The following is a 16,448-nucleotide window of genomic DNA, read 5'->3' as shown; positions in this document are numbered from 1 at the left end:
CTATGAGCATCACAGTCACCAAGGACGTGTTCCAACTGGCGGAGGTGTTCACCATCTCGCGCGGCTCCCGCACCGAGGCGCAGGTGCTGACCGTCCGCGTGGAGCGCGACGGCGTGGTCGGGCAGGGGGAATGTGTGCCCTACGCCCGCTACGGCGAGACACTGGATTCCGTGATCGCGGAAATTCTGTCGCTGCCGTCCGAGATCACGCGCACTGCCTTACAAGGTGCGTTGCCCGCAGGGGCGGCGCGCAATGCGGTCGATTGTGCGTTGTGGGATTTGGAGGCCAAGAAAGCTGGCGTCCGCGTTTGGGACTTGCTGGGTTTGCCTGCGCCGAAGCCGGAAATCACCGCCTACACCTTGTCACTGGCCGCGCCGGACGCGATGGAAGCCAGCGCGCGCAAGCACAGTCACCGCCCGCTGCTCAAAATCAAACTCGGCACCCCCGACGACATGCCCCGCCTAGAGGCCGTGCGTCGCGGCGCGCCCGACACGCCGATCATCATCGATGCCAACGAAGGTTGGACGGCGGAGGTCTATTCCGACCTCGCCCCCCATCTGGTGCGCCTTGGGGTGAAGCTGGTGGAGCAACCCTTGCCCGCAGGCAAAGACGACATGCTCGCCGAGATCGATCGCCCGCTGCCTGTCTGCGCCGACGAGGCTTGCCACGACCGCGCGTCGCTGCCGTCCCTCAAGGGAAAATACGATGTCATCAACATCAAGCTCGACAAAACCGGCGGCCTGACAGAAGCGCTCGCCTTGAAGGACGCGGGGCTGGCGCAGGGCTATGGCGTGATGGTCGGCTGCATGGTCGGATCGTCGCTGGCGATGGCTCCGGCGACCATTTTGGCGCAGGGCGTGGCGTTTACCGACCTTGACGGCCCGCTGCTTCTGGCAGAAGACCGCGATGAACCTTTGATTTTTGACAAGGCTGGGGTCCACGCGCCCAAGCCCGAACTATGGGGATAAATACATGAGCCGCATCGTTTACGTGAACGGAGACTACCTGCCGGAAGAAGAGGCCAAGGTCTCCGTCTTTGATCGCGGCTTCCTGTTTGCCGATGCGGTCTATGAGGTGACGTCGATCCTTGACGGCAAGATCATCGCCTTTGACGGTCACGCCAAACGCCTGAAACGCTCGCTGGATGAGTTGCAGATGCAGAACCCGATCTCGACCGAGGATCTGCTGGAGGTGCATCACCAACTGGTCAAGCGCAACGAATTGACCGAAGGCATGATCTATCTGCAAATCTCGCGGGGCAATCCCGGCGACCGTGACTTCGCATTCCCGTCCGAGGACGTGACGCCGACGGTGGTGCTGTTCACCCAGACGGCCAACCTGCTAAACAACCCCAAGGTTGCGACCGGCATGAAGGTGATTTCGGTTGAAGACCAACGCTGGGCGCGCCGCGACATCAAGACGACGCAGCTTCTGTTTCCGTCCATGGCCAAGATGATGGCCAAGGCTGCTGGGGTCGATGATGCGTGGATGGTCGAAGACGGGCACGTCACCGAGGGTAGCTCCAACAACGCTTATATCGTGAAGGATGGCAAGATCATCACCCGCAATCTGGGTCACGAAATCCTGCACGGTATCACCCGCGCTGCCGTGTTGGCCTACGCCGAAGCGGCGCAGATGCAGATCGAAGAACGGCCCTTCACCATTGAAGAGGCCAAGAATGCGGACGAGGCGTTTATCACCTCGGCCTCGACCTTCGTTATGCCGGTGGTGGAAATTGACGGGGTTGCTTTGGGTGACGGAAAGCCGGGCAAGTCAGCCCTGCGCCTGCGCGAAATCTACCTTGAGGAAAGCATGAAGCAGGCGCTTTAGTCTGACTTGTTGAGCGAGTAGTTCTTCTCGCTGCCGTCCCAACTTAGGATCGTCAGCAACTCCTGGCGGAACATATGTGACCGCCCGGAGAAGCGCGACGGGGCGTTGGTTAGCTTCATGTGCAAAGCTGCCGCCTGTGAGGTCGTCAGCGCGTTGTAGTCCACAGGGCCGACGTTCCAAAACGCCAACCGATGCTCGATAGAGCGCAGCAATTGCTCGTTCGGTGCGGCACTCACAGGTGAGGCCAGCGCCAGCAGCGTGGCGATGAGGCCTGCGCGGATCATTGGCGTCCGAACAGCGTCTTCAATAGACTGTCTCCCAAGATAGCTCCGATATTGCCGCGAATTTGCGAGGGTGATTTGTTGCTATGCAGCAGGTGGTTGATATGCACGACCTGCGCGCGGGTCAGCCCATCTACATTCACGTCGGAGTAGCCCCATGTGGGCAGCTCTTGCTTCAGGTGCTCGCGCATGGGCGCTTGGCTGGCGGCTGCGGGCAGGGCCAAAGCGGCCAGAATGGCGATCAGGGTCAGGCGTTTCATCTTGGTCTCCTTTGGGCGATATCCTAGCACATAAGCGCGCAGAGGCCCAATTCACAGTTACGTGGCGTCGTTTAAGTGGCGTCTTTATGCGAAATCTCGAACGCTGCTTTCTGGGCGTCATTGGCTTCCGTCTGATACTTCTCGCGCCATTCCCCATATGGCATCCCGTAATAGTCTTCCCGCGCCTCGTCTTTGCTTATCTCGATGCCGCGCTCGGCGGCGGCTTCCTGATACCAGCGGCTCAGGCAATTCCGGCAAAATCCCGCAAGGTTCATCATGTCGATGTTTTGCACGTCGGTGCGTTTTTGCAGGTGGGCTTGCAAGGTGCGAAAGGCAGCGGCTTCCACTTCCAGTTTGGTTTGGGCGTCCATGATCAAAGCTCCTTCAAGTTTCGGCATCCGCGACGGCGGTTGTAATGATCGGTGCAAGTCGCGCCGCCCATGCCTGTTGTTGTGTCTCAGTAGAGATGAGGTCGTTGCGCAATTCAATCAAGACATGCAGGTGCCCGTGCGTCAAAGCGTGGCGCTCCATCGTGTCGCCGGGCAGGCGGCCAGTATAGGGTTCGTTGTCGCCGACACATAAATCGCTTTCGGCGCGTAACCGTAGCAGCAGCGGTGCAGCCAGCCTTTCGTCATGGGCATAAAGGACACCCACATGCCAAGGGCGCGGTGGGCGGCCTGCTAATTGTGGCGTGAAGCTGTGGATGGACACGATCACTGGCGTCTCTCGTTGGGCAACAAGGGCGGCGGCGGCGTTGTGATAGGGTCGATGATAGGCGTCGAGCCTGCGCTCGCGCTCCAGTTGGCAGGCGGTGCGATTGGCTGGAATGATCGAGCCGTCATAGAGGCGCATCAAAAGCGTCGGGTCGTCCTCGCCACGGTTCGGGTCGATGACCAGCCGGGAGAACCGCGACATCAGCGCTGGCCCGTTGAACGCATCTGCTAAGGCGCGTGTCACGCCCTCTGCACCGATGTCGTAGGCGATGTGGCGGGCCATATCTTCCTGAGGAAGGCCAAGGCGCGCCGGAAGACCTGCGGGTACGGTATTTGTCGCATGGTCACAGAGGCAAATCATGCGCGAGGGGCGGGCTTCGCCCACTATTTCATAGCTTTCAGCACTCACCGGGTATTTTGCCTGTTACAATTTTCCGTAGAATAGCCTTGAATGTGGCAAAGCGCCAGTTGCGGGATGGTGCGGAATACGTCATATGATACCGCTAACATTTATCACCCGAGGGACAATTATGAGCAGACGACTACGCAAAGTGAAAATCGTGGCCACCCTTGGTCCGGCGTCAAATGACTACGATATGATCCGCGCCTTGTTTGAAGCTGGTGCCGATGTGTTCCGCCTGAACATGTCCCATGGCGACCACAGCGAAATTCGCGTGCGTCACCAGATTATCCGGCAGATCGAGAAGGATCTGGGGCGTCCGATTTCCATTTTGGCCGATCTTCAGGGGCCAAAACTGCGTGTTGGTGTTTTTGCGAACGAGGAAGAAGAACTTATGGTCGGGTCGCCGTTCCGCTTGGACCTTGATGCCGCAGAGGGTGATGTGACCCGCGTACAGCTGCCGCATAAAGAGATTTTCGCAGCCCTTGAACCGGGCTCCAGCTTGCTGGTGAATGACGGCAAAATCCGTCTGAAAGTGAAAGACTGCGGCGCGGACTTCGCAAATTGCGAAGTCGTCGTTGGCGGCACTATCTCCAACCGCAAGGGTGTGAACGTGCCGGATGTGGTGCTGCCTCTTGCTGCTTTGTCTGAAAAAGACCGCAAGGATCTGGAATTTGTCTGCCAGCTGGGTGTCGATTGGCTTGCCCTGTCCTTTGTGCAGCGTGCAGAAGATGTGCTTGAAGCCCGTGCGCTGGCCGATGGTCGCGCGGCGATCTTGTCCAAAATCGAGAAACCTGCCGCCGTGACGGCGTTTGACGAAATCCTTGCTGTCTCTGACGGCATCATGGTTGCCCGTGGTGACTTGGGTGTCGAATTGCCGGTGCAAAACGTGCCGCCGATCCAGAAGCGCCTGATCCGCCGTTGCCGTATCGTTGCCAAACCGGTGATCGTTGCGACGCAAATGCTTGAGTCGATGATCGACAGCCCGATGCCCACCCGCGCCGAGGTTTCTGACGTGGCCACCGCAATCTATGAAGGCACAGACGCCATCATGCTGTCCGCTGAATCTGCCGCTGGCAGCTTCCCTATCGAAGCTGTGACCACCATGAACAACGTGGCCATCGAGGTGGAAAGCGATCCGAACTACCTCGAAATAATTGCGTCGCAGCGCGGAGGCAAGAAAACGACGATTGCCGACGGTATTGTTGTTGCGGCCCGCGAAATTGCGGAGACTACCAATATCAAAGCGATCTGCTGTTTTACCCAGTCCGGTACGACTGCGCTGCTGGTCTCGCGGGAGCGGCCGCATGTGCCGATCATTGCTCTTACGCCTTTGGTGGGCACTGCGCGGCGCCTTTCTCTAAGTTGGGGCACCCATTGTGTCGTGACCGCAGGCGTGGTGGAGCGGTTTAAGACCGCTGTGGTAAGCGCTGCCCGCGCTGCGCGCGAAGATGGCTTTGCAACCGAGAAAGACCAGATCGTGGTCACCGCCGGCGTTCCGTTCAACCAACCGGGCACAACCAACATTCTTCGTGTGGCTCCGTGCGAGGAAAGGTTGATTTACAGCTCCGACCCTGAGTAAATCGTCTCATTCCTGCTTTAGGAGGCGAATTTGGACTACGACCTGATCCTTGTACTTGGTATTGTTATTGGCGTGCTGACGGTTCCGGCCATGCTTTCGGCTTTTTTAGACGGGAGCGCACCTAGGGTCGCAACCATCGCGGCTGTCGTGTCTGGCGGGATGATCATCTATGCCGCTTATAATGCACCGGGCGGCTACACATTTGCGGACCTTCCCGAAGTGTTCACCGGGGTTGTCGCGGGGTTTGTGCGCTAAACAGGCCACAAGCACGATTCCATAGCTTGCAATGCCGGCGCTTTGGTCCTACGAAGCGCACTCAACCCGTGCGTCCGGCGAATGGCATGCCGAGTCGCGCGTTTTACCACTCGTATCTTTGAGGAGATGGAAATGCCGAAGATGAAGACAAAATCAGGCGCTAAAAAGCGCTTTTCGATGACGGCCTCGGGCCGCGTCAAAGCTGGTCAAGCGGGCAAACGCCACGGCATGATCAAGCGTTCTACCAAGTTTATCCGCAACGCGCGCGGTACGACTCTTCTCTGCGCAGCAGATGAGAAAATCGTTAAAAAATATATGCCATACGCGCGCTAAGGAGAATTTGATATGTCCAGAGTTACATCCGGCGTCGTAACCCACGCACGCCACAAGAAAATCATCAAAGCCGCTAAAGGCTACCAAGGTCGCCGCAAGAACACGTTCCGCGTTGCTAGCCAAGCCGTGGACAAGGCGAACCAATACGCGACACGTGACCGTAAGAACCGCAAGCGTAACTTCCGCGCGCTGTGGATCCAACGGATCAACGCTGGCTGCCGTGCCATCGACGAAGCGATGACATACTCGCGCTTCATCAACGGCCTGTCTTTGGCTGGCATCGAAGTTGACCGCAAAGTTCTGGCTGACTTGGCCGTAAACGAGCCTGACGCATTTGCGGCAGTGGTCGAAAAAGCCAAGGCTGCGCTGGCCTAAAATCTATACCATCTGAAAAACAGATGCGTATGCGCCGCTCCGGGAAACTGGGGCGGCGTTTTCTGTTGAGTGGGCTTGGCTGGTTTATCTGTGGATAAGCAGGTCAAACGGGCATGTTTCACTTGATATTCCGTATGCTACTCGCAACACATACTAAATGTTGTTTAACGATTACCTGGGAGGCCAGCATGAACCTCACCCGCCTTGTGTATTACAGTCAGCGGAACCCGTCCGAGGAATTGGACACCAAGTCCCTGATCGAAACGTGCAAACGCAACAACGCGCGCCTGCACCTGACAGGCCTTCTCCATTACAATGGCGATCACTTTATTCAGGTGATTGAAGGTGGGCGGATCGACGTGTCGGAACTGTATCACCGCATCGCCCGCGACCCACGTCACGCCAACATTATCCTGCTGTCCTGCACTGATGTCCGCGAGCGCATGTTCCCAACTTGGTCCATGGCGCTACATCAAGGCATGAATGCGCAAACACGCAAAGCGTTCCTGCGCTACTTCTCGACGGATATGGTCAACCCCGAGACTGTGAACGTCGATACGCTGCTTGATGCACTGCAAGATATGATGATGGAAACGCCGACCAAGTTGACGATTTCTGTTTAGCCGCGCCTCAGCGCCGTGTGCTGGATTTGCGTATCCGGTCACGCTCTGATTTGAAGCGGGCGCTCTGGGCCTCCGCATCGCGTGTGCGGCGGCGCATCCGCAGGATTTCCGATCCCAGCACATGCAATTGCTTGTTTCTTTGGTCCAAGTAGCGGTCGCGAGCCAGATAGAAGCCGATTGCGCCGCTGGCGCTCATGGCGAAAAGAAGGATCAGGAAGTTCAGCATGCGGTCTCCCTTTCCTAGTTGTCTAACTCGTTGCGCAAAACCACGAATTCCACGCGACGATTGCGGTCATCGTCAGAGGCGTCGCCCTGAGAGAGCGGCGTGCGTGCGCCAAAGCCCACGGGTTCGAATTGTGCGGTGTTCAACCCTAGCTGCGCGATGGCATTCAAGGTGCTATCCGCACGTTTCCAGCTGAGGTCAAAGTTGATGAAATCACTGCCGGTCGTATCCGAGTGGCCTGTAATCTGAATCTTGGCTTCGGGGCAGGCGTTCGCCATTCGCCCGAGTTGAGACAGGCGTACCAAGTCCGAGCCGCTTAGCTGCGCGCTGCCAACGTCGAAGTGGATTGTCGCGTTCTGCGAGATCTGGCGCAACTCCACGAGGCAATCCAGCGCCTCTGGTGCCGCCGGGGTTTCAAGCGCTGGCGCTGCGGTCTGGACGGGTGCAACAGCCGCTGCGATCGGCGCTATCTCTTGCGGTGCGGGTGGGACCACCAAGGATGCTTGAATCACAAGGTCGTCTGGCGTCGCGGTTTCCGGCGTATTCGCTGCAATGTTCAGCACCGGCGTCTGGTTCTCGACTTCGACGGGGGCTTGCTGTGTCTCCGCCCTCTGTTGGGGGATGCTACGAGTGGCGTTGACGGATTGTATTGCGGTGAAAGAGAGGCTGCACACAAGCATGAAAGCAAGAGCCGCGATCACCACAGTTCGCTGGAAATCGTTTTTACCAAGGCTGGCGTCTACCTGAAATGCCTGCATGAGGTTAAGCCCCTCGGCGCGGTATTTTGCCGCCTTAATCGTACTGAATAGTCCCATTTAACTCACCCATGAACTCTACTATCGATAAAAAGTCACCGTCGTCGCATTCTCTGCTTTTTGAATGATGATCTGAACGTCAAGCAAGGACGCCGTCTCGCGAATGGTTGCCTCGTTGTCGGATAATGAGACCTCAGAGGTTTCGTCATCAATCGACAAGGTCAATCCCAACTCGACAACAATATGTTGCACCGCCGTCTTGAGACGGTGTGAGTATAGCGTGGCCTGCATTGCTTTCCCCAGCAATTGCTGCGCTTTTCGACAGCATTCGATGTATGCTTACACACATTATTTGGTGTTTTGAACCTGAAATTGCTCTGAGTTTTGTGATTTCCGAACATTTCACACGTCCTGAGTCCAATACGCCACGCCTCAGCCTCCAAGCGCGCTCCACTTGCAATCAGACCATGTGGCGGCTAGCAGGGCGGTAACACCAAATCGGGGGCCGTCATGGACGATCTGAAAGCCAAATACCTAAGCCAAATTGCCAACGCGGCAGATGAGTCCACGCTGGAAGACCTTCGGGTTTCGGCACTGGGCAAAAAAGGCGAGATCAGCTTGCGCATGCGCGAACTGGGCAAGATGACACCGGAAGAGCGCCAAGTGGCAGGCCCTGCACTGAATGCGCTGAAAGACGAGGTGAACTCGGCACTTGCGGCGAAGAAGGCCGGATTGGCCGACGCGGCCCTTGATGCCCGCCTGCGTACCGAATGGCTGGACGTGACCTTGCCGGGGCGCAACCGCCCCGCCGGCACCATCCATCCGATCAGTCAGGTCACCGAAGAGGTCTCCGCCATATTCGCCGATCTGGGCTTCGCGGTTGCCGAAGGCCCGCAGGTTGAAGACGACTGGCACAATTTTGACGCGCTGAACATTCCAAGCCACCACCCCGCGCGGGGCGAAATGGACACGTTTTACATGCACCGCGATGAAGGCGACAATCGCCCGCCGCATGTGTTGCGCACGCATACCTCACCGGTTCAGATACGCTCCATGCAAGAGCAGGGTGCGCCGATCCGCATTATTTGTCCGGGCCGTGTATACCGCGCCGACTATGACCAGACCCACACACCGATGTTCCACCAAGTCGAAGGCTTGGCGATCGACACCGACATTTCCATGGCGAACCTGAAATGGGTGCTGGAGGAATTTGTGAAGTCCTTCTTCGAGGTTGATGATGTCGAGCTACGCTTCCGCGCGTCGCATTTCCCGTTTACCGAACCGTCCGCCGAAGTGGACATACGGTGTTCTTGGGACGGCGGCGTTCTGAAAGTAGGTGAGGGCGACGACTGGCTGGAAATCCTTGGATCCGGCATGGTGCATCCAAAGGTTCTGGAAGCGGGTGGCATTGATCCGTCCAAGTATCAGGGCTTTGCCTTCGGCATGGGGATCGACCGGATCGCGATGCTGAAATACGGCATCCCCGACCTGCGCGCGTTCTTCGATTCAGACCTGCGCTGGTTGCGCCACTACGGTTTTGCGTCGCTGGACCAGCCGAACTTGGCGGGCGGTCTCAGCCGCTAGAATGACGCTCGTCTGGGCGGCTCTGCTGAACCTGCATTATGTGACGGCCTTCATCTTCGCTGCGCTCTATTATTGCCTACGCGTTACCCGCGATTACTGCTTGCGTAAGCGATTGTATGACGCCACCGCCGGGTTGGATGCCGATGCACTTTATGCGCAGTTCCGCCGCGCCATGTGGATCACAGGGCTCTACGCCGCTAAACCGTTTCGACCCGTCCTGCCGCATCGCAGGGCCGAGGTGGCGCTGGTGCTCGCGACGGTTCTTCGAGAGCGCATTCTTGAACAGTCAGGAAAGCCGCTTCCGCGCAGCTATCTGCGCTCGCGCAGGCAACTCATCCGCGAGGCCAAGCGGTATGCGCGCAGTTACGCGCCTGCAGGACCAAACCCTAACTGACGCGCGATGTCGCAGGCGGTTTCATAGAGTTCAAATTCCTCGGCCCAATGTGCGCGCAGGGCGGCCTCGGCACGTGGGCTTAAATTGGGTATCGGGTTGGGGGCTTTATGGGTCTTGGGGTTGGGCGGCATGTCGTGATCGGGGACGCCAAGGCATGCCATAATCTTGGGCAGATGTGCATCCAGATCGGGCAAGTCCACGCAGATTGCGATGTTGTCTTGCGCGGCCAGCAGCGTGTTCACCCCGCCAAGATAGTGACGCAGATTAGCCTTCAAGTGTTGGATCGCGTGAAAGGTGAATAACGCCGCAGATTTTTCGCGTTCTTGTGGCGAGGTGAGGGCGATCGCCAAATCTTCCGCCGTCTCGAACCAATGGAATGCCGCGGCTTCCTCGGCACTCCATTGTGAGTTGTAGGTCGGACGGCCTTGCCGCTGGCGCGAGTAGAAGGCGGATGAAAACCGGCTCAACGGATCACGCACGACGAACGCCAATTGCCGGTCCGCACCGAACCGCTTTGCCGTGCCGTTCAGGGTCGCGCCGTGGCCAAGCAGATGCAGCGGGCGTGTCCAGCGGGCTTCGTTGTGCCTGAGCACGGAACGCAAATAGCTGCCACCGGTCTTGCCGATGTGCAGCATGCAAATTGGAGGAAAATCTAAGTCCAAGGTAACTATCAGCGATGCCTTACGAAAACGATGCGCTGAAACCCTATGACCGGAACAATTAACCGCGCCTTAGCGCAGGACACCATTGGGACCGCAGACAACGTTCAGGAAGGCGGGGCAGCCAAGGTTGGTCAGGTCAACGGAGTTCTGTTTCACCGAATACGGGGAGTCGTTGAACGAAATAATCGCCAACCCGAACGCGATGGACAGGGCGACGATCGACGGCTTGAAAACCGAGGACATGATGTCGAACAAAAAGTGCATAACATTTACCTTAGAACTTTAGAATCACGCTTATACGCCCCACTTGTGCCTAAATTGGATCCAAAATGTGGCGAGAATATGGCTCGATGCCACAATCCTCAACGCCTGCGCATTCTGTGATCAACGCCGTGGCACTTTCACTTGCCTTATTGATGGGGTAGCACGGGGCCAACTGGGCCAAACGGCTCTGACTGGTATAGATAGACGAAGGCGCGCGGCATGAAATTCACTCTCTCCTGGCTCAAGGATCACCTCGAAACCGAGGCCAGCCTTGATGAAATCCTTTATGCGTTGACCGATCTTGGCCTTGAGGTCGAAGGGGTCGAGAACCCGTCGGAGCGCCTGTCCGCCTTTACCATCGGTTACGTTAATTCCGCCGAGAAGCACCCCGACGCCGACAAACTGCGGGTGTGTCAGGTGCAAACCGACGAGGGCGAGCTGCAGATCATCTGCGGCGCCCCCAATGCGCGGCAGGGGATCAAAGTGGTTGTTGCCAAGCCGGGCGTTTACGTGCCGGGCATCGACACCACCATCGGCGTCGGCAAAATCCGTGGCGTGGAAAGCTACGGCATGATGTGTTCCGAGCGGGAAATGGAGCTGTCGGAAGAGCATGACGGCATCATTGAGCTGCCCTCCGGCGAGGTCGGGCAGAAGTTCACCGACTGGCTAGCGGAGCATGACCCGTCCAAGGTCGACACGGTTATCGAGATTGCCATTACCCCGAACCGCCCCGACGCTTTGGGCGTGCGCGGCATCGCCCGCGATCTGGCAGCGCGCGGCTTGGGTACGTTGAAGGCGCGTGACACCGACCCGATCAAAGGCACCTTCCCGTGCCCGATCAACGTCACTATCGACGACACCGACGCCTGCCCCGTTTTTTATGGCCGCGTCATCAAGGGTGTGAAGAACGGCCCCAGCCCTGCGTGGTTGCAAGACGTGTTGAAGGCCATCGGGTTGCGCCCGATTTCGACGTTGGTCGATATTACCAACTTCTTCACCTATGACCGCAACCGCCCGCTGCACGTGTTCGATGCGAACAAGGTGAAGGGTGATTTGCGCGTGCACCTGTCGAACGGTGGCGAGCAGTTCGCGGCGCTGGATGACAAGGAATACACGCTCGAAGAGGGTATGACCGTGATCTCCGACGATAGCGGTATCGAAAGCCTTGGCGGCATTATGGGCGGCTTGAATTCCAGCTGTGACGAGACCACCACTGACGTGTTCCTTGAAGCCGCGTTCTTCGATCCGATCCGCACCGCGCATACCGGGCGCAAGCTAAAGATCAACTCCGACGCGCGGTACCGGTTCGAGCGGGGGATCGACCCCGAATGGACTCCGATCGGTATTGAGCACGCGACCCGGATGATCATGGACCTGTGTGGTGGTGAGGCATCCGAGGTCGTGATGGCGGGTGCGATGCCCGACCACTCCCGCGCCTACAAGCTGGACACCGACCGCGTACAGTCGCTGGTGGGCATGGAGATTCCCGCTGCAACCCAACGCGCCTCATTAGAAGCTTTGGGCTTCGTGTTGGATGGCGACATGGCGCAAGTGCCGTCATGGCGGCCCGACGTGATGGGCGAGGCTGATCTGGTGGAAGAGGTCGCCCGCATCGCGTCGCTGACCAAGCTGGAAGGCCGCCCGCTGCCGCGTGTGGATGCTGGCATCCCCAAGCCGATCCTGACACCGATGCAAAAGCGCGAACAGATCGCGCGGCGCACGATTGCGGCGCTGGGGTACAACGAGTGCGTTCACTACTCCTTTATCGACGTCAAATCCTCCGAATTGTTCGGTGGCGGCACCGATGCGACCAAGCTGGAAAACCCGATTAGCTCGGAAATGTCCCACCTGCGCCCTGCGCTGCTACCCGGTCTGCTGCAGGCGGCGGCGCGCAATCAAGCGCGCGGCTATAGCGACATGGCCCTGTTTGAGGTTGGAACCGCCTTCAGTGGCGGCGAGCCAACGGAACAACACCTGCTGGCAAGTGGTCTTTTAGTTGGCCAAACAGGCCCCAAGGATGTGCATGGCACCCGCCGTGCCGTTGATGTGTATGACGTGAAGGCTGACGCCGAGGCGGCATTATCCGCAATGGGGGCACCTGCCAAAGTGCAGATCCTGCGCGGGGCGGACGACACATGGCATCCCGGTCGCCACGGCAAAATCTGTCTTGGCCCGAAAAAGGTGTTGGGCGTGTTCGGTGAAGTTCACCCGAAAATACTTGCGGCTTACGACATTAAGGGGCCTGCCATGGCATTTACCCTGTGGCCTGCTGAAATTCCGTTCCCGAAGTCAAAAACCGCCACGCGCGCCGCACTGACCTTGCAAGATTTGCAAGCGGTAGAGCGTGACTTCGCCTTTGTGGTAGAGGCGCAGGTGGAGGCCCTGACTTTGGTTAACGCCGCCGCCGGTGCTGATAAAGCGCTGATTGAGAATGTGCGTGTCTTTGATGAGTTCATTGGCGGCTCACTCGGGGAAGGAAAGAAATCCCTAGCCATCACAGTGCGCATGCAACCGACCGACAAGACCCTGAAAGATGAGGATATCGAGGCGGTTAGCGCCAAGATCGTAGAGAAGGTCTCGAAGGCCACGGGCGGTGTGTTGCGCGGATAGCGTGCAGATACCAATCAACTGGAGAAGGACGCAGATCATGACGCTAAAGGTTTACCTATCAGGCGAGATCCACACGGATTGGCGCGAGCAGATCATCGAGGGCTGCAAGGGGCTGGATGTCAGCTTTGATGCGCCGGTGACGGACCATGATGCCTCGGACGATTGTGGCGTCGCCATTCTTGGAGCTGAGGACCAGAAATACTGGCACGACCACAAGGGCGCGATGGTCAACGCGATCCGCACGCGTAAGGGGATCACCGATGCTGACGTGGTGGTCGTACGTTTTGGTGAGAAATATAAGCAGTGGAATGCGGCGTTCGATGCGGGCTTTGCAGCCGCACTCGGCAAGTCACTGATCGTTGTCCATGGAGCGGAGCATCAGCATCCGCTGAAGGAAGTGGATGCGGCTGCCTTGGCAGTGACCGATGATCCCGCGAAGGTCGCGGATATCCTGCGCTACGTGCTAACGGGTAAACTGCCCGCGTAAGACAAGCGCCAACGCCGCGCGGCCCAGTTCGGGCGGCGCGGTTGGCTGTATCTCGGTAGTGTATGTTGCAAGGAGGCGGCGCCGCCGTTTTGGTCGCGCTGGACGGAGTTTTACATCCGCACCTTATTGGGGGTTTGTGCCCCCGTTCACCGGTGATCAAGGTGGCCTCCATAGTGCGGGAAGCCCAATTGGCCGTATGCTGTCTAGACGAGGCGGGTTCTACCCCGCCCCGGTTTACGTTTTGATAACCGTGCGCGCGCAGCCCTAGTCGCGTGCGGGGGTGACCAGCCCGACTTGTACCGCGGGACGCGCCAGGAACCGGTCAAGGTAGGCCACAAGGTTCTTGTGACTTTCCCAGCCGACAATCTCTCGTGTGCCGTAGAACTCCAGCGCACGAAGCCAAGGCGCTATCGCGATGTCGGCGATAGAGTATTCGCCAGCGATCCAGTCCTTGTCTTCAAGTTCGTTGTCTAAAACCGCCAGAAGCCGCTTGGCTTCGTCAATGTAGCGTTGCTGCGGGCGCTTATCTTCCCATTCCGAGCCCGCGAACTTGGAGAAAAAGCCAAGCTGGCCCAGCATGGGGCCAAGGCCGCCCATCTGGAACATCAGCCATTGGGTGACTTTGGCCTTCTCCGCGTCATTGCGCCCCGCGAGCTTACCGGTCTTGTTCGCGAGGTAGAGCAGGATGGCCCCGCTTTCGAACAAGCCAATCGGCTGCCCGTCCGGTCCGTTGGGATCAATGATGGCGGGGATCTTGTTGTTGGGGTTCAACGATAGGAATTCGGGACTTTTGACGTCGGCGTCCGAAAGGGTGACTAAATGTGCCTCGTAGGGGATGCCAAGCTCCTCAAGAGCAATGGAGACCTTCACGCCGTTCGGGGTCGGGAAGGAATAGAGCTGCAAGCGGTCAGGGTTTTCCGCAGGCCAGCGTTTGGTGATGGGGAAGTCTTTGAGGGCGATCATTGTGAGTATCCAGTTACTTGTTTCCCCCTTAACCTAATGGAAACAATCATCTAAAAAAGGGGTGGTTTGGTGCGTAAAAATGCTATGCACCTATACAGATGCGCACATAAAAAAATCAGGCGCACGTAATACGAACAAGGGACGAATGAAACCATGCTAAACGAATTCAAAGACTTTATCGCCAAGGGCAATGTCATGGACATGGCTGTTGGTATCATCATCGGTGCGGCTTTCACCGCGATCGTAGGCTCGCTTGTTGCCGACCTTATCAACCCGATCATTGGCCTGTTCATGGGCGGGATCGACTTCACGAACTCCTATTGGGTTCTGTCTGGTGATGTACCTGAAGGTGCCACGCTGGAAGCTGCGCGTGAATCCGGCGCTGCCGTATTTGCCATTGGTTCGTTCATCATGGCGATCATCAACTTCCTGATCATCGCGTTCGTGGTGTTCATGTTGGTGCGCTACGTCAACAAGGTCAAAGAAGCCAATGCCGAGGCTGAAGAGGCGGCACCAGAAGAGCCAGCAGGCCCAACACAAGAAGAGCTGTTGGCCGACATCCTAGTCGCGCTGAAGAAGAAGTAAGGTCTACACTTAACTAAAGTGTGAAGGCCCGCCGGTGATCCGGCGGGCCTTTTTTTGGTGTCAGGATTTAAGTGCCAGCTGCGGCGACAGCACGTCAATTCCAAGCGCCTTGCCGACTGCATAATATGTCAGCTGCCCCGCGTGGACGTTCAGGCCGTTCAGCAGGTGGGGATCGTCCTCGCAAGCCTGCTTCCAGCCTTTGTCGGCCAATGCCAGCATGAACGGCATCGTCGCATTGCCGAGCGCGATGGTCGAGGTGCGTGCAACCGCACCCGGCATGTTGGCGACGCAGTAATGCATGATGCCATCGACATCATAGACAGGGTCCGCATGGGTTGTGGCCTTGGACGTCTCGAAGCAACCGCCTTGGTCGATCGCCACGTCCACCAATGCCGCGCCGGGCTTCATGGTGGACAATTGCTCGCGGGTGATCAGCTTGGGGGCCGCAGCGCCGGGGATCAGCACCGCGCCGATGACCATGTCTGCTTCCATAGCCAGCTCTGCAATGTTGCCCGTGGACGCGTATTGCGTTTTGAACTGTCCGCCGAACACATCGTCAAGGTAGCGCATGCGCGGCAGCGACCGGTCGAGCACGGTCACATCAGCGCCCATGCCAGCCGCGATCTTGGCCGCGTGGGTGCCGACGACACCGCCACCGATTACCATGACGCGTGCGGGCCCGACACCGGGAACCCCACCCATCAAGACTCCGCGCCCGCCATTGGCTTTTTGCAAGGTCCAAGCGCCCACCTGCGGGGCAAGACGCCCTGCGACTTCCGACATAGGGGCAAGCAAGGGCAGGCCGCCGTTTTTATCGGTCACGGTCTCGTAAGCAATCGCGGTGCATCCGGAGTCCATCAGGTCTTTGGTCTGCTCGGGGTCTGGAGCAAGGTGCAGGTAGGTAAACAGCAACTGGCCATCACGCAGCATTTTACGCTCGCCAGGTTGTGGTTCCTTCACCTTCACGATCATGTCGGCCTTGGCAAAGATGTCTTTTGCCGTCGCCTCGATCTGCGCGCCCGCGTCGATATAGGCAGCGTCGTCAAAACCTGCGCCTAAGCCTGCGCCGGCCTCGATCATAACAGTATGGCCATGGGCCACGGCTTCCCGCGCGGCGTTTGGCGTCACGCCGACGCGAAACTCTTGTGGTTTGATTTCTTTCGGACACCCGATAATCATGGCTAGTTCCTCCTCTGAGCCTTGTGATGACATTACAGCGCCTGAGGATGCAGGTTTTCGCAATTTGTCCCTTGTGAATGGTCGCTAGAG

Annotated in this window: 23 protein-coding genes; 12 read left to right on the top strand and 11 right to left on the bottom strand. The window is 58.1% G+C overall.

The genetic code is table 11. From position 1 onward, the window contains the following. Nucleotides 1-2: 2 nt before the first annotated feature. Complete coding sequence (gene dgcA / locus BCF46_RS14285; RefSeq protein WP_121025636.1) at nucleotides 3-968, top strand: N-acetyl-D-Glu racemase DgcA; 966 nt, start codon at nucleotides 3-5, stop codon at nucleotides 966-968. 4 nt (nucleotides 969-972) lie between these two features. Then, nucleotides 973-1,830 carry a D-amino-acid transaminase gene (locus BCF46_RS14280; protein WP_121025633.1) on the top strand — a complete coding sequence of 286 codons (858 nt, stop codon included), beginning with the start codon at nucleotides 973-975 and terminating at the stop codon, nucleotides 1,828-1,830. On the opposite strand, the gene BCF46_RS14275 is transcribed toward BCF46_RS14280, so the two are convergent. The 4 genes from BCF46_RS14275 to BCF46_RS14260 all read right to left on the bottom strand — a co-directional run bounded on the left by BCF46_RS14275 (nucleotide 1,827) and on the right by BCF46_RS14260 (nucleotide 3,445). Beyond that, complete coding sequence (locus tag BCF46_RS14275; protein WP_121025630.1) at nucleotides 1,827-2,114, bottom strand: hypothetical protein; 288 nt, start codon at nucleotides 2,112-2,114, stop codon at nucleotides 1,827-1,829. The genes BCF46_RS14280 and BCF46_RS14275 overlap by 4 nt on opposite strands. Next, nucleotides 2,111-2,371, bottom strand: a complete 261-nt coding sequence (locus BCF46_RS14270) for a hypothetical protein (RefSeq protein ID WP_121025627.1) — start codon at nucleotides 2,369-2,371, stop codon at nucleotides 2,111-2,113. Before BCF46_RS14270 ends, BCF46_RS14275 begins: the two co-directional genes overlap by 4 nt. 71 nt (nucleotides 2,372-2,442) lie before the next feature. Continuing rightward, on the bottom strand, nucleotides 2,443-2,742 hold the full coding sequence (locus BCF46_RS14265; protein ID WP_121025624.1) for a DUF1244 domain-containing protein: 300 nt from the start codon (nucleotides 2,740-2,742) through the stop codon (nucleotides 2,443-2,445). 13 nt (nucleotides 2,743-2,755) lie between these two features. Next, nucleotides 2,756-3,445 carry an N-formylglutamate amidohydrolase gene (locus BCF46_RS14260; protein WP_121026553.1) on the bottom strand — a complete coding sequence of 230 codons (690 nt, stop codon included), beginning with the start codon at nucleotides 3,443-3,445 and terminating at the stop codon, nucleotides 2,756-2,758. Between the two features lie 169 nt (nucleotides 3,446-3,614). On the opposite strand from BCF46_RS14260, the gene pyk reads away from it, so the two are divergent. From pyk to BCF46_RS14235, 5 genes are all read left to right on the top strand, one after another. Continuing rightward, nucleotides 3,615-5,066, top strand: coding sequence for a pyruvate kinase (gene pyk, locus BCF46_RS14255; RefSeq protein ID WP_121025621.1), 1,452 nt, complete (start codon nucleotides 3,615-3,617; stop codon nucleotides 5,064-5,066). Nucleotides 5,067-5,096: 30 nt separating this feature from the next. Continuing rightward, complete coding sequence (locus BCF46_RS14250; RefSeq protein ID WP_121025618.1) at nucleotides 5,097-5,321, top strand: hypothetical protein; 225 nt, start codon at nucleotides 5,097-5,099, stop codon at nucleotides 5,319-5,321. A 132-nt stretch (nucleotides 5,322-5,453) separates the two neighbouring features. Beyond that, nucleotides 5,454-5,654 carry a 50S ribosomal protein L35 gene (gene rpmI / locus BCF46_RS14245; RefSeq protein WP_121025615.1) on the top strand — a complete coding sequence of 67 codons (201 nt, stop codon included), beginning with the start codon at nucleotides 5,454-5,456 and terminating at the stop codon, nucleotides 5,652-5,654. 12 nt (nucleotides 5,655-5,666) lie between these two features. Further along, nucleotides 5,667-6,029, top strand: a complete 363-nt coding sequence (gene rplT / locus BCF46_RS14240; RefSeq protein ID WP_121025612.1) for a 50S ribosomal protein L20 — start codon at nucleotides 5,667-5,669, stop codon at nucleotides 6,027-6,029. Nucleotides 6,030-6,217: 188 nt separating this feature from the next. Then, entirely contained in the window at nucleotides 6,218-6,652 is a 435-nt protein-coding gene (locus tag BCF46_RS14235) for a BLUF domain-containing protein (RefSeq protein ID WP_170157942.1), read from the top strand. Nucleotides 6,653-6,659: 7 nt separating this feature from the next. On the opposite strand, the gene BCF46_RS14230 is transcribed toward BCF46_RS14235, so the two are convergent. Genes BCF46_RS14230 through BCF46_RS14220 form a run of 3 tightly spaced genes read right to left on the bottom strand, consistent with a single transcriptional unit; the run spans nucleotide 6,660 to nucleotide 7,921 of the window. Continuing rightward, on the bottom strand, nucleotides 6,660-6,878 hold the full coding sequence (locus BCF46_RS14230) for a hypothetical protein (RefSeq protein ID WP_121025607.1): 219 nt from the start codon (nucleotides 6,876-6,878) through the stop codon (nucleotides 6,660-6,662). Between the two features lie 14 nt (nucleotides 6,879-6,892). Continuing rightward, entirely contained in the window at nucleotides 6,893-7,690 is a 798-nt protein-coding gene (locus BCF46_RS14225; protein ID WP_121025604.1) for an OmpA family protein, read from the bottom strand. Nucleotides 7,691-7,711: 21 nt separating this feature from the next. After that, nucleotides 7,712-7,921, bottom strand: coding sequence for a hypothetical protein (locus BCF46_RS14220; RefSeq protein WP_121025601.1), 210 nt, complete (start codon nucleotides 7,919-7,921; stop codon nucleotides 7,712-7,714). Between the two features lie 219 nt (nucleotides 7,922-8,140). Between BCF46_RS14220 and pheS the strand changes: the two genes are divergently transcribed. Together pheS and BCF46_RS14210 are read left to right on the top strand one after the other, a co-directional pair. After that, the gene (gene pheS, locus BCF46_RS14215) at nucleotides 8,141-9,214 is read left to right on the top strand and encodes a phenylalanine--tRNA ligase subunit alpha (RefSeq protein ID WP_121025598.1); all 1,074 of its coding nucleotides are present in this window, start codon (nucleotides 8,141-8,143) and stop codon (nucleotides 9,212-9,214) included. A 1-nt stretch (nucleotide 9,215) separates the two neighbouring features. Then, nucleotides 9,216-9,608 (top strand): hypothetical protein, encoded by a 393-nt coding sequence (locus BCF46_RS14210; RefSeq protein WP_121025595.1) that lies wholly within the window; start codon nucleotides 9,216-9,218, stop codon nucleotides 9,606-9,608. On the opposite strand, the gene BCF46_RS14205 is transcribed toward BCF46_RS14210, so the two are convergent. Further along, nucleotides 9,578-10,243 carry a hypothetical protein gene (locus BCF46_RS14205; RefSeq protein ID WP_121025592.1) on the bottom strand — a complete coding sequence of 222 codons (666 nt, stop codon included), beginning with the start codon at nucleotides 10,241-10,243 and terminating at the stop codon, nucleotides 9,578-9,580. The genes BCF46_RS14210 and BCF46_RS14205 overlap by 31 nt on opposite strands. Before the next feature lie 96 nt (nucleotides 10,244-10,339). Continuing rightward, nucleotides 10,340-10,534 (bottom strand): hypothetical protein, encoded by a 195-nt coding sequence (locus BCF46_RS14200; protein WP_121025589.1) that lies wholly within the window; start codon nucleotides 10,532-10,534, stop codon nucleotides 10,340-10,342. Between the two features lie 219 nt (nucleotides 10,535-10,753). On the opposite strand from BCF46_RS14200, the gene pheT reads away from it, so the two are divergent. After that, nucleotides 10,754-13,144, top strand: a complete 2,391-nt coding sequence (pheT, locus tag BCF46_RS14195) for a phenylalanine--tRNA ligase subunit beta (protein WP_121025586.1) — start codon at nucleotides 10,754-10,756, stop codon at nucleotides 13,142-13,144. 37 nt (nucleotides 13,145-13,181) lie between these two features. Next, nucleotides 13,182-13,631 carry a YtoQ family protein gene (locus BCF46_RS14190; RefSeq protein ID WP_121025583.1) on the top strand — a complete coding sequence of 150 codons (450 nt, stop codon included), beginning with the start codon at nucleotides 13,182-13,184 and terminating at the stop codon, nucleotides 13,629-13,631. 264 nt (nucleotides 13,632-13,895) lie between these two features. Here the strand turns inward: BCF46_RS14190 and BCF46_RS14185 are convergent, their stop codons facing one another. Further along, nucleotides 13,896-14,594 (bottom strand): glutathione S-transferase family protein, encoded by a 699-nt coding sequence (locus BCF46_RS14185; protein ID WP_121025580.1) that lies wholly within the window; start codon nucleotides 14,592-14,594, stop codon nucleotides 13,896-13,898. 153 nt (nucleotides 14,595-14,747) lie between these two features. Between BCF46_RS14185 and mscL the strand changes: the two genes are divergently transcribed. Next, complete coding sequence (gene mscL, locus BCF46_RS14180; protein ID WP_121025577.1) at nucleotides 14,748-15,179, top strand: large conductance mechanosensitive channel protein MscL; 432 nt, start codon at nucleotides 14,748-14,750, stop codon at nucleotides 15,177-15,179. 60 nt (nucleotides 15,180-15,239) lie between these two features. Here mscL and ald read toward each other — a convergent pair whose 3' ends face one another. Then, nucleotides 15,240-16,358, bottom strand: coding sequence for an alanine dehydrogenase (ald, locus tag BCF46_RS14175; protein WP_121025574.1), 1,119 nt, complete (start codon nucleotides 16,356-16,358; stop codon nucleotides 15,240-15,242). Between the last annotated feature and the right edge of the window lie 90 nt (nucleotides 16,359-16,448).

Source organism: Litoreibacter meonggei (assembly GCF_003663885.1).
Taxonomy (GTDB): domain Bacteria; phylum Pseudomonadota; class Alphaproteobacteria; order Rhodobacterales; family Rhodobacteraceae; genus Litoreibacter; species Litoreibacter meonggei.
This window is presented reverse-complemented; position numbering and strand designations above follow the sequence as displayed.

Excerpts from the sequence above, each read along its gene's own strand:
- dgcA (WP_121025636.1), top strand. The coding sequence starts at position 3 with ATGAGCATCACAGTCACCAAGGACGTGTTCCAACTGGCGGAGGTGTTC.
- BCF46_RS14280 (WP_121025633.1), top strand. The coding sequence starts at position 973 with ATGAGCCGCATCGTTTACGTGAACGGAGACTACCTGCCGGAAGAAGAG.
- BCF46_RS14275 (WP_121025630.1), bottom strand. The coding sequence starts at position 2,114 with ATGATCCGCGCAGGCCTCATCGCCACGCTGCTGGCGCTGGCCTCACCT.
- BCF46_RS14270 (WP_121025627.1), bottom strand. The coding sequence starts at position 2,371 with ATGAAACGCCTGACCCTGATCGCCATTCTGGCCGCTTTGGCCCTGCCC.
- BCF46_RS14265 (WP_121025624.1), bottom strand. The coding sequence starts at position 2,742 with ATGGACGCCCAAACCAAACTGGAAGTGGAAGCCGCTGCCTTTCGCACC.
- BCF46_RS14260 (WP_121026553.1), bottom strand. The coding sequence starts at position 3,445 with ATGATTTGCCTCTGTGACCATGCGACAAATACCGTACCCGCAGGTCTT.
- pyk (WP_121025621.1), top strand. The coding sequence starts at position 3,615 with ATGAGCAGACGACTACGCAAAGTGAAAATCGTGGCCACCCTTGGTCCG.
- rpmI (WP_121025615.1), top strand. The coding sequence starts at position 5,454 with ATGCCGAAGATGAAGACAAAATCAGGCGCTAAAAAGCGCTTTTCGATG.
- rplT (WP_121025612.1), top strand. The coding sequence starts at position 5,667 with ATGTCCAGAGTTACATCCGGCGTCGTAACCCACGCACGCCACAAGAAA.
- BCF46_RS14235 (WP_170157942.1), top strand. The coding sequence starts at position 6,218 with ATGAACCTCACCCGCCTTGTGTATTACAGTCAGCGGAACCCGTCCGAG.
- BCF46_RS14230 (WP_121025607.1), bottom strand. The coding sequence starts at position 6,878 with ATGCTGAACTTCCTGATCCTTCTTTTCGCCATGAGCGCCAGCGGCGCA.
- BCF46_RS14225 (WP_121025604.1), bottom strand. The coding sequence starts at position 7,690 with ATGGGACTATTCAGTACGATTAAGGCGGCAAAATACCGCGCCGAGGGG.
- BCF46_RS14220 (WP_121025601.1), bottom strand. The coding sequence starts at position 7,921 with ATGCAGGCCACGCTATACTCACACCGTCTCAAGACGGCGGTGCAACAT.
- pheS (WP_121025598.1), top strand. The coding sequence starts at position 8,141 with ATGGACGATCTGAAAGCCAAATACCTAAGCCAAATTGCCAACGCGGCA.
- BCF46_RS14210 (WP_121025595.1), top strand. The coding sequence starts at position 9,216 with ATGACGCTCGTCTGGGCGGCTCTGCTGAACCTGCATTATGTGACGGCC.
- BCF46_RS14205 (WP_121025592.1), bottom strand. The coding sequence starts at position 10,243 with ATGCTGCACATCGGCAAGACCGGTGGCAGCTATTTGCGTTCCGTGCTC.
- BCF46_RS14200 (WP_121025589.1), bottom strand. The coding sequence starts at position 10,534 with ATGCACTTTTTGTTCGACATCATGTCCTCGGTTTTCAAGCCGTCGATC.
- pheT (WP_121025586.1), top strand. The coding sequence starts at position 10,754 with ATGAAATTCACTCTCTCCTGGCTCAAGGATCACCTCGAAACCGAGGCC.
- BCF46_RS14190 (WP_121025583.1), top strand. The coding sequence starts at position 13,182 with ATGACGCTAAAGGTTTACCTATCAGGCGAGATCCACACGGATTGGCGC.
- BCF46_RS14185 (WP_121025580.1), bottom strand. The coding sequence starts at position 14,594 with ATGATCGCCCTCAAAGACTTCCCCATCACCAAACGCTGGCCTGCGGAA.
- mscL (WP_121025577.1), top strand. The coding sequence starts at position 14,748 with ATGCTAAACGAATTCAAAGACTTTATCGCCAAGGGCAATGTCATGGAC.
- ald (WP_121025574.1), bottom strand. The coding sequence starts at position 16,358 with ATGATTATCGGGTGTCCGAAAGAAATCAAACCACAAGAGTTTCGCGTC.